The following is a 14,780-nucleotide window of genomic DNA, read 5'->3' on the forward strand; positions in this document are numbered from 1 at the left end:
CGGAGCGTCTGGGCCGCCCCGGACCGTGCACCGCAGTCTACGGCCGCCGCGCCCGGTCCGGGGCGTGCACGCCCGGCCCCATTCCCGTCAGATTGAACAACTTGTCAGAATGCTGAACAAGCGTTTAGTCTGTTGAACATGAGTTCAGCTACGAGGAAGCCTCCGGACCGCGAGGAGGACCTCACCGCACGCGCGCGCATCCGCGACGCCGCCATCGACTGCTTCGGGCAGCGTGGGCTCAACGTCCCGGTCCGCGACATCGCCGAACGCGCCGGGGTCTCGCCCGCGCTGGTCATCCACCACTTCGGCACCAAGGCCAAGCTGCTCGCCGCCTGCGAGGACCACGTCACCCGCCTGATCCGCGAGACCAAGACCGCGTCGGTCACCGACCGCGACCACCGGACGGTCCTGCACCAGATGGCGGAGGCGGAGGAGTTCGCCCCCTACATGGCGTTCCTCTTCCGGTGCCTGCAGGCCGGAGGGGACCTGGCCCGAACGCTGTACGAGCGCATGGCCGCCGACATCGAGGCCTACCTCGACGCCGGGGTGAGGGCGGGCACCGTCCGCCCGAGCCGGGACCCCAGGGCCAGGGCCCACTGGCTCGCCGCCAACAGCGCCGGGGCGCTCCTGATGTTCGTCACACTGCGCGAACCCGGCCCCGACGTCGACTTCCGCAAGGTCATCCGCGAGTGGACGGCGGAGTTCGCGCTCCCCGCACTGGAGGTCTACAGCGAGGGCCTGCTCGCCGACCGGTCGATGCTCGACGCCTACCTCCTGTACGTGAGCGACCCACCGGAGGAACCGTCCTGAACCCCCGGCGCCCACGTTCACGATCACCACCCACCAGGAGGGACACCCATGTCAACCCCCGCCATCGACGTGCGCGGACTCGACAAGCGCTTCGGCTCGTTCACGGCCCTCGACGGCCTCGACCTCACCGTCCAGCCCGGACAGGTCGCCGGGTTCCTCGGCCCCAACGGAGCGGGCAAGTCCACGACCATCCGCGTCCTGCTCGGCCTCCTGCGCGCGGACGGCGGCAGCGTCCGCCTGCTCGGCGGCGACCCCTGGCGCGACGCCGTCGCCCTGCACCGCCGCCTGGCCTACGTCCCCGGCGACGTCGCCCTGTGGCCGAACCTCACCGGCGGCCAGGCGATCGACCTGCTCGGGAGGCTGCACGGATCGGTCAACACGGTCAAGAGGCGGGAGCTGCTCGGCCGCTTCGAGCTCGACCCCACCAAGAAGGCGCGCACCTACTCCAAGGGAAACCGGCAGAAGGTCGCCCTCGTCGCCGCCCTGGCCTCCGACGCCGAACTCCTCATCCTCGACGAGCCCACCTCGGGCCTGGACCCGCTCATGGAGTCCGTCTTCACCGACTGCGTGCGCGAGGCCAGCGCCCAGGGCCGCTCGGTCCTGCTGTCCAGCCACATCCTGGCGGAGGTCGAGAAGCTGTGCGACACCGTCACGATCATCCGCAGGGGCCGGACCGTCGAGTCCGGAACCCTCGACGAGATGCGCCACCTCACCCGTTCCACGGTCCGCGCCACCACCGACGGCGACGCGAGCGCTCTGGACGGGCTCCCCGGCGTGCACGGCCTGTCCGTCGACGGCCGCAGCGTGACCTTCGACGTCGACAACGACCGCATGGACCAGGCCCTGCGCGCCCTGACCGACCTCGGCGTACGGTCGCTCGTCAGCAACCCGCCCTCCCTGGAGGAGCTGTTCATGCGCCACTACGGCGACGAGCTGGCGGCCCTCAACGGCGAGGGGAGGGGCTCGGCATGAGCACGTTCACCGGGACCGGGCACCTGATCCGGTTCATCCTGCGCCGCGACCGCCTGCGCATGACGGTCTGGACGCTCTCGCTCAGCGGGATGCTCGCCATGACCGTGCCGACCCTCGCGGAGATGTTCGCCGACCCCGAGCAGCGGATGGCCCGCGCGGCCGTCATGGCGACGCCGACCGGCATCGTCTTCGGCGGCCCCGGGTACGGGCTCGACGACTACGGCCTCGGCGCGATGGTCGCCAACGAGATGACCATGAGCCTGCTGGTCGCGCTGGCGGTCATGAGCGTCCTGCACGTGGTCCGCCACACCCGGGCCGAGGAGGAGAGCGGGCGCGCCGAACTGCTGCGCGCCAGCGTGGTCGGCTCCAGCGCCCAGATGACCGCCGCGCTCGCCACCAACGCCCTGGTCTGCGGCGCCGTCGGAGCGCTGCTGACGCTGGTCATGGTCGGCAACGACCTGACCGTGGCCGACTCGGTGGCCTTCGGCGGCGGCATCGCCCTGGCCGGGGTCGCCTTCGGAGCGATCACCGCCGTGTGCGCCCAGGTCTCCGAGCACGCACGCGGCGCCAGCGGGTTGGCGTTCCTCGTCGTGGGCGTGCTGTTCACCTTCCGCGTGGTCGGCGACGTCGCCGAGCGCGGCGGCAGCGCCCCGTCGTGGTTCTCGCCCTTCGCCTGGGCGCAGCAGACCAGGATGTTCGATGACCTGCGCTGGTGGCCGTTGGCGCTGTACGCGCTGCTCATCACCGTGCTGTTCGCCGCCGCCTACTCCCTGGCGGGCCGCCGTGACCTGGGCGCGGGGCTGGTGGCAACCAGGCCCGGACCGGCCGGGGCGAGCCCGCTGCTCAACGGGGTGCTCGCCCTGCACCTGCGCCAGCAGCGCACGTCGATCATCGCCTGGACGACGGCCGTGGCGCTGTTCGCGCTGTCCTTCGGCACGCTCGTCTCCGAGATCGACGCCATGGTCGAGCAGAACCCCGAACTCCTGGGGCGGATGGGCCTGGACGCCGGGAACATGGCCGACGGGTTCCTCGGCATGCTCGTCCTGTACGTCGTCATGGCCACGGTCGCCTTCGCCGTGCTCTCGGTCCTGCGCACGCGGGCCGAGGAGAACGCCGGACGCGCGGAGCTCACGCTGGCCGCCGCCGTGGGCCGCATCCGCTGGATGGGGACGGCGGTCCTGGTCAGCGGCCTGGCGGCGACCCTGATGCTGCTCCTGGGCGGGCTGGCGATGGGGCTGGGCGCCGGGCTGGTCACCGGGGACGCCGACTGGATCGGCGACGTCACGGCGGCGAGCGCCGCCCAGGCGCCGGCGGTGCTGCTCTTCGTCGGCCTGACCACCCTGTTCCTGGGGACCGCGCCCCGCCTGGTCGGCCTGGTGTGGGCCTGGTACGGGTACGGACTGGTCGTGACGGTCTTCGGCATCCTCATGGACCTGCCCGACTGGATGCTGGACGCCGGGCCGTTCCAGATCCTGGCGCAGCCGCCCGCCGAGGAGTTCGACGCGGTGCCGTTCGCCCTGGTCCTGCTGACCGCGGCCGCCGCCGTCGCCGTGGGGCTGGGCGGCTTCCGCCGCCGCGACCTGGTCAGCGTCTGAGATCTCTCCGTCGCGGTCGCCCGCCCGCGGGTGCGGTTCGGTCCGCCCCGCGGGCGAGCACGTCCCGGCCTCAACCGGGCAGGAAGGACATCGCCCATGCGGGCGCGAACACCACCACGAGGAAGCGGGCGGTCCTGGTGACCCAGGTGACCAGGAAGAACTGCGCGGCGTTCTGCCGCACCACACCCGCGAGCACCGAGACCACCATGAACGGCGGGATGCTCGCGAACGAGCTGAGCGCGACCAGACCCGCGCCCCACACCGGACGTTCCTCGGCCTTGCGCCGCCAGCGCGCCACCCGCTCCGTCCAGCGCCCGGGGGTCTCGGCCCTCCTGCGCAGCCACGGCGTGGAGATCGTTCCCCGGCCCACGTAGTAGTAGGGGAGCTTGCCGAGGGCCTGCCCCAGCCCGGCGGCGACCGCCATCGCGGCGAGGGCGCCGTCGTCCACCAGGGCGACGGCGCCCACCAGGTACACCTCGATGTTGACGACCGGGACCAGGCCGGAGACAGAGGCGACCGCGAAGGCCAACAGGGTCTCGGTCACCGAACTCCCCCGGCCGCTCGGGGCCTCAGCCCTCGGCCGCGGCGAGCTGCCCGCACGCGCCGTCGATCTCCTGGCCGCGCGTGTCGCGGACGGTGACCGACACCCCGTGCGCCTGGAGCCGCCGGACGAACTCCCGTTCGTCCTCCGGACGCGAGGCGGTCCATTTGGACCCCGGCGTGGGGTTGAGCGGGATGAGGTTGACGTGCACCAGGTGGCCCGTGAGCAGCTCGCCGAGCAGGTCGGCCCGCCAGGCCTGGTCGTTGACGTCCTTGATCAGCGCGTACTCGATCGACACCCGGCGCCCGGTGGTCCCCGCGTACCGCCACGCGGCGTCCAGGACCTCGGCGACCTTCCACCGTGTGTTGATCGGGACCAGCTCGTCGCGCAGCTCGTCGTCGGGGGCGTGCAGGGAGATCGCCAGGCGCACCTGCATCCTCTCGGCGGTGAGCTTGTCGACGGCGGGCACCAGTCCCACCGTGGACACCGTGACGCCGCGCTGGGAGATGCCCAGCCCGTTCGGCACGGGGTCGGTGATCCGGCGGACGGTCTGGAGGACCCGTTTGTAGTTGGCCATGGGCTCGCCCATGCCCATGAAGACGATGTTGCTGATCCGCCCCGGGCCTCCGGCGACCTCGCCGCGCGCCAGGTCGCGGGCGCTGGCCACCACCTGTTCGACGATCTCGCCGGTGGACAGGTTGCGCGTGAGTCCCGCCTGGCCGGTGGCGCAGAACGGGCAGTTCATCCCGCATCCGGCCTGGGAGGAGATGCACAGGGTGACGCGGTCGGGGTAGCGCATGAGCACCGACTCGAACAGCACCCCGTCGAAGGCCTTCCACAGGGTCTTGCGGGTCATCCCGTTGTCGCAGGTGATGTGCCGGACCGGTGTGATCAGGGTCGGCAGCAGCGCCTCCCCGAGCCGTGCCCTGGAGGCCTCGGGCAGGTCGGTCATCGCCGAGGTGTCCGACTCCAGGTGGCCGAAGTAGTGCTTGGCGAGCTGCTTGGCGCGGAAGGGCTTCTCCCCCAGGTCCGCGACGACCTCGGCCCGCTCCTCGGGGCTGAGGTCGGCGAGGTGCCGCGGCGGCTGGGCGCGGCGGGGGGCGACGAAGGTGAGCTCGGCGGGCATAGGTATCCGTAAGGGGTGGCGTCGGTGGTCTGCGCCCGGTGTGGGGGCGGCGCGGTTGCGGTCGTTATACGACCTATACGCTGCCGCGGTGCGGCTCCGCCTGTCAGGGCACTACCGTCGATTCTACGCGCCGTCCGGGCGGATCGGGCTGGTCCGGGACGGGGGCGATGGCACGGGTGCGGCAGGCGGGAGGACCGGTGACGGGGATCGATGTCCTGCTCGACGAGGTCAGTCCCTACCAGAGCCGCCGTGTGGTCGTCGAGTGCGACTCCCGCACCACCGCCGCCTACCTGCTCGACGCGCGCGGCCGCATCCGCGTCCCCGTGTGGCTGGCCAACCACGACGTCGCCCCTCTGGCCAGCGAGGAGGGGAGCCTGTTCGAGGGCCGCGCCCCGCTGATGCCCGAGGCCTACACCAAGCACCCGCAGGGCCGACCGCGTTTGGACCCCGCGCGCCTGCGCGCGGTGTGGTTCGAGGAGGGGGACGGGGTCGCCCTGATCGACGAGGAGGGGCTGCTCGCGGTCATCCCCGGCTGGGCCGAGGCCGACAGCGGGCTCCCCGGCTACGCGCGCGAGGCGGTCGGACGCAGTGCCTTCGCCTGGGAGCTGGACTCGGTGCTCGGGCAGCTGCGGCCGAGGGTCGTGCACGCCGAGGCCTACTGGGACTGGCGGCGGGCCGCGGGCGCGTGGCGGAGCGTGCAGCGCACGGTCCTCAGCCACCTCAACCGCCGTGTGGGCGAGCCCGGCCACTACTGGGACGTGTCCGACGGGCATCCGCCGCTGCTGCGGCTGTCCGAGCGGCCGCCCACCGCCGAACGCCCGTTCACGGTGCTGTCCACCGTGGGGATGTGCGGTCAGCGGATGCCGACCCTCGACCGGTACATGGCCGACACCTCCCGGTACGCGCGGGTGGAGCTCGCGCTGGCCACGACCCTGCCCGCGCACCGGGCCGCCCGGGTCTTCCGGTGGATCGGCGCGTTCCCGTGGCGCGCGGTGACGTGGTTCGGCACGGGGCACACGGTCAAGTGGCTGGACAACCCCGAGGACCGGGCGATGCGCGGCGACGCGGGGGCGGTGCTGCTGCTGGAGGACCCGTCAGCGCTGGCGGCGCGCCCCGACCACCGGCCGCCGGACACCGCGGGCCTGTCCTTCCAGGGCGATCCGGTGCGGTGGCTGTGGATCGTGCCGATCACCCGGCCCGAGCACCTGTTCGCCAAGGAACACGACAGCGCCACGCTCGTGGAGAAGCTGGCCGCCGAAGGGCGCAGCTGGGTGCTGGGGTCACCGCCCGTCGCCTCCTGACCTTCCGCTCGGACTCCGAGCGTTGAATCCGGTGGACTCCGCGCCCCGCGCCCTGGCATCGTGTCCCGGTCGACGTGGTCGAGGCGGGGGCGGTGGGGTGTGGCGCGGGCTGACGAGGCGAGCGATCCGGACACCGGTGCCCTCCGTCCCCTCCGCCATCCGGCCTTCCGGGCCCTGGCTCTGGGCCGCTCGCTGATGTTCCTGGGCAACGGCATGGCCTCCGTCGCCGTGGCCTTCGCCGTGCTGGACGCGACCGGCTCCCTGGTGAACGTGGGGCTGGTGGTGGGCGCGCGGTCGCTGGCCAACGTCTGCCTGCTGCTCCTGGGCGGGGTGCTCGCGGACCGTCTGCCCCGCTCGCTCGTCCTGCGCGGCGGATGCGTGCTGGCGGCGGGTTCCCAGGCGGCGCTCGCTGCGGCTCTGCTCACCGGGGCCGCCTCGCTCCCGCTGATGATCGGGCTGAGTCTGGTCAACGGAGCCGCTGCCGCGGCCAACCTGCCCGCCGCTGCCGCCCTGACCCCGCAGACCGTCCCGGCCGCGCTGCTGCGTCCGGCCAACGCGGTGCTGCGGGTCGGAGTGCACGCGGGCATGTTCGCCGGGGCGGGCCTGGGCGGCGCGGTCGTGGGGGCGGCGGGCTCGGGGTGGGCGATCGCGGCGGACGCGGCGTTGTTCGCGCTGGCCGGGGTCGCCTTCACCCTCCTGCGGGTGCCGAGCGGCCCGCGACGGGACGACGGCGGTGGTGTCCTCCGTGACCTCCTGGAGGGGTGGAGGGAGTTCACCGCCCGACGCTGGGTGTGGATCGTGGTGGCGCAGTTCATGGTGGTCAACGCCACGTGGACCGCGACCACGTCCGTCCTGGGACCGGCGATCGCCGACGCCTCCTTCGGCCGGACGGAGTGGGGCCTGCTGATGGCGGCGAACGCGGCGGGGCTCCTGGCGGGCGGCGCGCTGGCCGCGCGGTGGCAGCCGCGGCGGGCGCTGGCGTTCGGGGTCGCGCTGATCCTGGTGCAGACGGTGCCGTTGTTCGCGCTGGCGGGCTCGGTCCCGTTCCTCCCGCTGCTGTTCGCGATGGTCGTGGCGGGGATCGCGGTGGAGCAGTTCGGTGTTGCCTGGGAGGTGTCGGTCCAGGAGAACGTGCCCACGGAGCGGTTGTCGCGGGTGTACTCCTACGACGCGCTGGGGTCGTTCGTGGCCATGCCCGTGGGCCAGGTGGCGGCGGGGCCGCTGGCCGAGCGCGTCGGGCCCGGACCCGCGATCGCGCTGATGGCCGGCCTCACCGTCGCCGCGACGCTGGCGGCGCTCTCGTCCCGGAGCGTGCGGACCCTGCGCCGCCGCTGACCGGCGCCCAGGGCCGCGGCACGGTCAGCTCGCGATGCCCCTGCGGTCCCGGGCCTGGTCGAGCAGCCGGTGGAACCTGGCCATGTCCTCGTCGCTGAACCGCTCGACGAAGCTGCGCAGGGTCGCCCCGGGGTCCGGCCCGGCGTTGAGCACCTCGTCCATGACGCGCGCGGTGTACTCGGCGTGCGACTCGCGCGGCCAGTACACCCAGGCGCGGCCCGACTTCTCCCGGTCCAACAGGCCCTTGTGAAAGAGGATGTTGGCGACGGTCATCACGGTCGTGTAGGCGATCTCCCGGTCGTAGACCATGGTCTCGCGGACACGGCGCACGGACAGCGGTTCCTCGGCCCGCCACAGCGCGTCCATGATGGCCGCCTCGAGTTCCCCGAGCCCCCTCACGGTGCCCACCCCCTGCTGTGTGTCCCCAGTTCGTACCGCGATCGTAGGCACGACGACAGCTCTCGCGTGGGAAAACGCCGGAGAGCGCACAGATCCGCACACCCGTGGCGTGGTTCACCGGCGTTTCGCGACCCGCGACGGCGCGGTGGGCGCGGAAGGAACGCCGTGCCGCCTCCGGACCGTGGCGGATCCGGGCGCGCGGGCTCCGCGGGGCGGGGCCCGTGTGACGCGCCACATCCGACATGGCCGAACCCGGTCATCGCGGCCGCACACCAAAACCCCTACAAACAAGTACATTCGCGACATGCCTGGCACGCTCCGCGAAGACGCCGCCACGCAGAGGCAATGCGGCTGTGAAAGATTGTTAGCTATCTCCTAGTTTCAACAACGCTCGGGTTCCCCGCTTGGAGGGCGGTACAAGTAGCCTGGGACCAGGACGAGTGCTGGCCAGGTCAGATACTCCCCGGACAGCGGGAGCCATCCCAGGTGTTCATTGAGCCCGCCTTGCCAGCAGCCACCCGTCTCCATACACATTCACTAGCGAGCTGCGGAAGTGGGCGATCTCCGCCGTGTCGTCTGAGGCGTCTCAACCCCTGACAGATTTCGGCCCCAACGAGTGGTTGGTCGAGGAGCTTTATCAGAAGTACCTGACCGATCCCAACTCCGTTGACAAGGCTGGTGGAACTTCTTCGCGGACTACAAGCCCGCGGACTCCGGCGCGAAGGGCGGAGGAGCCGCCAAGCCCGCGAAGGCGCAGCAGAGCAAGGCTCCCGCGGCCCCCGCGCCGAAGAAGTCCCCCAAGGCCGCCGAACCCAAGAGCGACGATGCTCTCCAGGTCAAGCAGGAGCGTCTGCGCGGGGCTCCCGCACGGACCGCGACCAACATGGAGTCGAGTCTGGCGCTGCCGACCGCGACCAGCGTGCGCGCGGTCCCGGTCAAGCTCCTGTTCGACAACCGCATCGTCATCAACAACCATCTGCGCCGCGGGCGCGGTGGGAAGGTCTCCTTCACCCACCTCATCGGCTTCGCCATGGTCAAGGCGCTCAGGTCGATGCCGGAGATGAACCACTCCTACGTCGAGGTCGACGGCAAGCCCGGTGTGGCCAAGCCCGAGCACGTCAACTTCGGTCTGGCCATCGACCTCCAGAAGCCGGACGGATCCCGCCAGCTGGTCGTGCCCTCCATCAAGGGCGCGGACGGGATGGACTTCACCGAGTTCTGGAGCGGCTACGAGGACCTGGTCCGCAAGGCCCGCAACAACAAGCTGGGCGTGGCGGACTTCCAGGGCACCACAATCAGCCTGACCAACCCCGGCGGCATCGGCACCGTGCACTCCGTGCCGCGTCTGATGCCCGGCCAGGGCACCATTCTCGGCGTGGGCGCATGGAGTACCCGGCCGAGTTCCAGGGCGCCTCCCAGGACACCCTGAGCGAGCTGGGCATCAGCAAGGTCATGACGCTGACGTCCACCTACGACCACCGCATCATCCAGGGCGCGCAGTCCGGTGAGTTCCTCCGCCGGATCCACCAGCTGCTGCTGGGCGAGGACGGTTTCTACGACGAGATCTTCCGGTCCCTGCACATCCCGTACGAGCCGGTCCGCTGGGTCCAGGACATCCACGTCAACACGGCCACCCAGCTCGACAAGACCACCCGGGTCCAGGAGCTGATCCACGCCTACCGCGTGCGCGGCCACCTGATGGCGGCCACCAACCCGCTCGACCACGACGTGCGCCGCCACCCCGACCTGGACGTCCTCCAGCACGGGCTGACGCTGTGGGACCTGGACCGCTCGTTCCCCACCGGGGGCTTCGGCGGCAGGCAGGTCATGAAGCTCCGCGACGTGCTGGGCGTGCTGCGCGACACCTACTGCCGCACGGTGGGTATCGAGTACATGCACATCCAGAGCCCGGAGGAGCGGGAGTGGATCCAGGCGCACGTCGAGCGCGAGCACGAGAAGCTCGACCGCGACGAGCAGCTGCACATCCTTCACCGGCTCAACAGCGCCGAGGCGTTCGAGACCTTCCTCCAGACCAAGTACGTGGGTCAGAAGCGCTTCTCCCTGGAGGGCGGCGAGTCCCTGATCCCGCTGCTGGACGGCGTGATCTCCAAGGCCGCCAGGGCCGAGCTGGACGAGGCCGTCATCGGGATGGCCCACCGCGGCCGGCTCAACGTGCTCGCCAACATCTGCGGCAAGTCCTACGCGCAGATCTTCGGTGAGTTCGAGGGCAACCTGGACCCGCGCAGCGCGCACGGCTCCGGCGACGTCAAGTACCACCTGGGCACCGAGGGCTTCTTCGAGACCCGCGACGGCGACAAGATCCGGATCTCGCTGGCCGCCAACCCGTCCCACCTGGAGACGGTCGACCCGGTCGCCGAGGGCATCGTCCGCGCCAAGCAGGACCTGCTCAACAAGGGCCCGCACGGCTTCACGGTGCTGCCGATCCTCATCCACGGCGACGCGGCGTTCGCCGGCCAGGGCGTGGTCGCCGAGACCCTGAACCTGTCCCAGCTGCGCGGTTACCGCACCGGCGGCACGGTGCACATCATCGTGAACAACCAGGTGGGCTTCACCACCTCGCCGTCGGACAGCCGTTCCAGCGTGTACGCCACCGACGTCGCGCGGATGGTGCAGGCGCCGATCTTCCACGTCAACGGGGACGACCCCGAGGCCGTGGTCCGGGTCGCGCACCTGGCCTTCGCCTACCGGCAGGCGTTCAACAAGGACGTCGTCATCGACATGGTCTGCTACCGGCGCCGCGGGCACAACGAGGGCGACAACCCCGCGTTCACCCAGCCGCTGATGTACGACGTCATCGACGCCAAGCGCTCCACCCGCAAGCTGTACACCGAGGCCCTCATCGGCCGCGGCGACATCACGGTGGAGGAGGCCGAGTCGGCCCTGCGCGACTACCAGAGCGAACTGGAGCGCGCCTTCACCGAGACCCGAGAGGTCGAGAAGCGGCCGATCGAGCCCGGCGCCGTGGTCAAGCCCGAGGTGTTCACCGAGGGCCGCCTGGACCACTCGGCGGTCGAGACGTGCATCAGCACCGAGACCGTCAAGCGGGTCATCGACACCCAGGTCAACCTGCCCGACGGCTTCACGCCGCACCCGCGGCTGGCGCCGCAGATCACCCGGCGCGCGCAGCTGGTCGAGAGCGACTCGGTCGACTGGTCCACCGGTGAACTGCTGGCCTTCGGGTCGCTGTTGTTGGACGACCACACCGTCCGCCTCATCGGCCAGGACAGCCGCCGCGGCACCTTCGGCCAGCGGCACGCCACGCTGATGGACCGAGAAACCGGTGAGTCGTACACGCCGCTCAAGCAGTTCGACTCCGGCACCACCCGGTTCCACGTGCACGACTCGCTGCTGAGCGAGTACGCGGCGCTGGGCTTCGAGTACGGCTACTCGCTGACCCGTCCGGACGCGCTGGTGATGTGGGAGGCACAGTTCGGCGACTTCGTCAACGGCGCCCAGACCGTCATCGACGAGTACATCAGCGCGGGCGAGCAGAAGTGGGGCCAGCGCTCCAGCGTGACCCTGCTGCTGCCGCACGGCTACGAGGGCCAGGGGCCCGACCACTCGTCGGCCCGCATCGAGCGGTTCCTCCAGCTGTGCGCGCAGGAGAACATGACGGTCGCCTTGCCGACCACCCCGGCGAGCTACTTCCATCTGCTGCGCTGGCAGGCGATGTCGCGGCTGGAGCGCCCCCTGGTGATCTTCACGCCGAAGTCGCTGCTGCGGCTGAAGGCCGCCACGTCGGCCGCCGACGACTTCACGTCGGGCCACTTCCGACCGCTGATCGGGGACGACACCATCGCCCCCGACAAGGTCCGCCGCGTGGTGCTGTGCTCGGGCAAGATCTACTACGACCTGGACGCGGCCCGTCGTAAGAGCGGCGACAAGCACACCGCGATCATCCGAGCGGAGCGGCTGTACCCGCTGCCGATCGAGGAGATCAGGGAGCAGCTCAAGGCCTTCCCGAACGCGGGCGAGGTCCTGTGGGTCCAGGAGGAGCCCGCCAACATGGGCCCGTGGCCGTTCGTGGCGCTGGTCTTCTCCGAGCAGCTCGACCGACCGTTCACCCGGATCTCCCGCCCGGCCTCCTCGGCCCCGGCGGCGGGGTCGGCCAAGCGGCACGAGGCCGAGCAGCGCGCCCTGGTGGACACGGTGTTCCCGCCGGCCGACTAGGACGGGCGGGGCGACGTGTACTACACCGATCGCGGAATCGAGGAGTTGGAGAACCGCCGCGGCGACGAGGAGGTCAGCTTCGCCTGGCTCGCCGAGCAGCTGAGGACGTTCACCGACGTCAATCCCGAGTTCGAGACGCCCGTCGACCGCCTGGCCACCTGGCTGGCCCGGTTGGACGACGAGGACGACGAGTAGGTCCGAGCCGAACGCGGAAGGGCCCGGGTCATCCTGGGTTCCCACGGTGGTCGCAACACTCTGACTTTCAGGAGGTTGCGGCCACCGTGCCTTTTTCCGAGCAGGAACTGGCCCGTCTCCGGGAACGGTTCCTGGGCCAGCTGGCCGAGACCGGGGACGTGACCGAGACAGCCCGATCCCCGGGTGTCAACCGCGACACCGCGTTCGGTGGGAGCGCCGCGCGACCCTCTCAGCGAACCGCCCAGAGATGACATAACGGACACCGGACACCTGGCGGTCCCGGGGTGATCCCCGACGTTCCCCTGAACCCTCCCCGAGATCCGCGACATATCTTGAGTTCGCCCGACTCGCGACATATCGTGATGACATCGAGCGAGCGAAAGGGTGCACGATGGCACGTTGGACCATCGACAAGCCGATGACCCACACACTCGACGGGATCGTCGCGCTGAAGGTCAGGATCATCGGCGGTCACGTCAACATCCTCCCCACCGACGACCCGGTCACCTTCGAGGTCACCGACATCGTCGGCGAACCCGTCCTGGTGACCCAGGAGGCGGGAATCCTCACCATCCACTACGAGGACCTGACCAGCCAGGGTCTCCTCGACCGCCTCCGTCCCATCCAGCTCAACAGCTACAGGAGCATGGGCAGCCGCAAGGCCACCGTGAACCTGCGTCTCCCGAAGGACTGCCCGGTGGAGATCAACACGGTCAGCGCGCCCGTCGTGGCCGCCGGCCTGGGGGCCCGCACCAGCATCCGGACCGCTTCCGGCGAGATCACCCTCGACGACCCCTCCGCGCGACCGACGTCACCACCGCCAACAGCCAGGCCTCGGTCCGCAACCCGTCCGGATCCCTGACCTTCAACAGCGTCAGCGGCCAGCTCGCCGTCGCGGGCGGACGCCTGTCGGACTTCAGCGCCAAGACCGCGTCCGGCCAGATCCTCGCGGACACCGACCTGTCCCCCTCCGGGCGGGTCCGGCTCAATTCCGTCTCCGGCGAGATCGCCCTACGCGTTCCCGCCGAGACGTCGGCGAACGTCGAGATGCGCTCGGTCACCGGCGCCCTCGACAGCGACTTCTCCCTGGACCGGCGCAGCGCCCCGGCGCGCAACGTGCTCAGCGGGAAGATCGGCCCCGGGGTCGATCCCGCCGCCGTCACCACCACCACCGTGTCGGCCCGAACCGCGCTGCTGCGCCGCGCGCCCGCCACACCCGCCGCGATCCCCGAGGGAGCCTGAATGAGCACCATCTTCGGTCACGGCAGACTCCGGCTCTACCTGCTCAAACTGCTGGACGAGAGCCCGCGCCACGGCTACGAGATCATCAGCCTCCTGCGCGACCGCTTCCTGGGCGTGTACTCGCCCTCCCCCGGCACGGTCTACCCGCGTCTGTCCCGCCTGGAGGAGGAGGGACTGGTCACGCACACCGAGGAGGGCGGCCGCAAGGTCTACCGCCTCACCGACAAGGGGCGCCAGGAGCTGCGGGAGCGCAGCGGTGACCTGAACGACCTGGAACGGGAGATCACCGACTCGGTCCGCGACGTCGCCCGCGCGGTCAAGCAGGACGTGCGCGCGACCATCGGCTCCCTGCGCGAGGAGCTGAAGTACGCCGCCAGAGGCGCGCGCCGCCCGTCCGCGGGGGCCGCGGGCGGCGGTGCTCCCCAGACGGAGCCCGAGACGCCCGAGGACGCGGACGGGCCCGCGACGGCGACCGGCGGGGAACCCGGGGCGGACGAGGGGCGCCACGGGGGCGACCAGCGGGAACGGTCCTGCGAGGGCGGCCCGTGGGCCCGCGAGTGGGAGCGTTTCGCCCAGGGGTTCAGCGGCGCGTTCGGCGCGGCCTGGGGCCGCGGTTCGGACCGCTCGCACACCCCGGAGTTCGACCAGGCCCTGCGCGAGTTCTCCGAGCGCGTCCGCGACGTCGTCCGGGAGGCGGGTCACGTCGGCGAGGCGGCCGCCACCGACCTGCGGCGCATCCTCGACGACACGGTCGAGGTGATCCGCCGCGACGTGCGCCGGTGGGGTCCGCCGCGCGACCGCGCCGAGGAGGACGGGCGCGAGGAGGATGAGGAGGGCAAGCCCGCCGAGGGGGCCGAGGGCGCCGACGCACACGCGGGACCGGCGGCCGGAAGGCCCCGCCCCGAGGAGCCCGCCGAGGAGGCCCGGCCGATGCCGCCCGTCGACGGCGGCACCGCCGCCGACCCCTGGGGCACCGCGGTCAGCGAGCAGGAGGGCGGGGACGACCGGACCGGGGACACGAAGGCGTAGGAACCCCGAGCGAACACGTCGGGCCCGCAGCCGCGAGGACGCGC

10 protein-coding genes and 2 pseudogenes are annotated in these 14,780 nt (G+C 71.4%); 9 read left to right on the top strand and 3 right to left on the bottom strand.

Features of this window, described 5'->3' with window-relative positions:
* Positions 1-138: 138 nt before the first annotated feature.
* Genes BJF83_RS10850 through BJF83_RS10860 form a run of 3 tightly spaced genes read left to right on the top strand, consistent with a single transcriptional unit; the run spans position 139 to position 3,377 of the window.
* Positions 139-810, top strand: coding sequence for a TetR/AcrR family transcriptional regulator (locus BJF83_RS10850; protein WP_075926184.1), 672 nt, complete (start codon positions 139-141; stop codon positions 808-810).
* 48 nt (positions 811-858) lie between these two features.
* Entirely contained in the window at positions 859-1,782 is a 924-nt protein-coding gene (locus tag BJF83_RS10855; RefSeq protein WP_075926185.1) for an ABC transporter ATP-binding protein, read from the top strand.
* Complete coding sequence (locus BJF83_RS10860) at positions 1,779-3,377, top strand: ABC transporter permease (protein WP_075926186.1); 1,599 nt, start codon at positions 1,779-1,781, stop codon at positions 3,375-3,377. The genes BJF83_RS10855 and BJF83_RS10860 overlap by 4 nt, the downstream gene beginning before the upstream one ends.
* Positions 3,378-3,447: 70 nt before the next feature.
* Here BJF83_RS10860 and BJF83_RS10865 read toward each other — a convergent pair whose 3' ends face one another.
* Both BJF83_RS10865 and rlmN read right to left on the bottom strand, forming a co-directional pair.
* Complete coding sequence (locus BJF83_RS10865; RefSeq protein ID WP_075926187.1) at positions 3,448-3,921, bottom strand: VTT domain-containing protein; 474 nt, start codon at positions 3,919-3,921, stop codon at positions 3,448-3,450.
* A 25-nt stretch (positions 3,922-3,946) separates the two neighbouring features.
* Positions 3,947-5,044 (bottom strand): 23S rRNA (adenine(2503)-C(2))-methyltransferase RlmN, encoded by a 1,098-nt coding sequence (gene rlmN, locus BJF83_RS10870; RefSeq protein ID WP_075926188.1) that lies wholly within the window; start codon positions 5,042-5,044, stop codon positions 3,947-3,949.
* A gap of 197 nt (positions 5,045-5,241) precedes the next feature.
* Between rlmN and BJF83_RS10875 the strand changes: the two genes are divergently transcribed.
* Both BJF83_RS10875 and BJF83_RS10880 read left to right on the top strand, forming a co-directional pair.
* Positions 5,242-6,345 (top strand): suppressor of fused domain protein, encoded by a 1,104-nt coding sequence (locus BJF83_RS10875; RefSeq protein WP_075926189.1) that lies wholly within the window; start codon positions 5,242-5,244, stop codon positions 6,343-6,345.
* A gap of 99 nt (positions 6,346-6,444) precedes the next feature.
* Complete coding sequence (locus BJF83_RS10880) at positions 6,445-7,680, top strand: MFS transporter (RefSeq protein ID WP_075926190.1); 1,236 nt, start codon at positions 6,445-6,447, stop codon at positions 7,678-7,680.
* Between the two features lie 24 nt (positions 7,681-7,704).
* On the opposite strand, the gene BJF83_RS10885 is transcribed toward BJF83_RS10880, so the two are convergent.
* Complete coding sequence (locus BJF83_RS10885) at positions 7,705-8,079, bottom strand: BlaI/MecI/CopY family transcriptional regulator (RefSeq protein WP_075926263.1); 375 nt, start codon at positions 8,077-8,079, stop codon at positions 7,705-7,707.
* 569 nt (positions 8,080-8,648) lie between these two features.
* On the opposite strand from BJF83_RS10885, the pseudogene BJF83_RS10890 reads away from it, so the two are divergent.
* The 4 genes and pseudogenes from BJF83_RS10890 (at position 8,649) to BJF83_RS10905 (ending at position 14,736) form a co-directional block, all read left to right on the top strand.
* Positions 8,649-12,270 (top strand): annotated as a pseudogene (locus tag BJF83_RS10890) (multifunctional oxoglutarate decarboxylase/oxoglutarate dehydrogenase thiamine pyrophosphate-binding subunit/dihydrolipoyllysine-residue succinyltransferase subunit).
* Positions 12,271-12,285: 15 nt separating this feature from the next.
* Positions 12,286-12,465 (top strand): DUF6104 family protein, encoded by a 180-nt coding sequence (locus BJF83_RS10895; protein ID WP_075926191.1) that lies wholly within the window; start codon positions 12,286-12,288, stop codon positions 12,463-12,465.
* A gap of 391 nt (positions 12,466-12,856) precedes the next feature.
* A pseudogene (locus BJF83_RS10900) lies at positions 12,857-13,707 on the top strand (DUF4097 family beta strand repeat-containing protein).
* The gene (locus tag BJF83_RS10905; protein WP_075926192.1) at positions 13,708-14,736 is read left to right on the top strand and encodes a PadR family transcriptional regulator; all 1,029 of its coding nucleotides are present in this window, start codon (positions 13,708-13,710) and stop codon (positions 14,734-14,736) included. It abuts the pseudogene before it with no gap.
* Positions 14,737-14,780: the final 44 nt, after the last annotated feature.

It is taken from the genome of Nocardiopsis sp. CNR-923, assembly GCF_001942255.1.
Lineage (GTDB): Bacteria > Actinomycetota > Actinomycetes > Streptosporangiales > Streptosporangiaceae > Nocardiopsis.

What these genes read in the sequence shown, in the direction of transcription:
- BJF83_RS10860 (WP_075926186.1), top strand. Translation starts at nt 1,779, where the DNA reads ATGAGCACGTTCACCGGGACCGGGCACCTGATCCGGTTCATCCTGCGC.
- BJF83_RS10855 (WP_075926185.1), top strand. Translation starts at nt 859, where the DNA reads ATGTCAACCCCCGCCATCGACGTGCGCGGACTCGACAAGCGCTTCGGC.
- rlmN (WP_075926188.1), bottom strand. Translation starts at nt 5,044, where the DNA reads ATGCCCGCCGAGCTCACCTTCGTCGCCCCCCGCCGCGCCCAGCCGCCG.
- BJF83_RS10850 (WP_075926184.1), top strand. Translation starts at nt 139, where the DNA reads ATGAGTTCAGCTACGAGGAAGCCTCCGGACCGCGAGGAGGACCTCACC.
- BJF83_RS10905 (WP_075926192.1), top strand. Translation starts at nt 13,708, where the DNA reads ATGAGCACCATCTTCGGTCACGGCAGACTCCGGCTCTACCTGCTCAAA.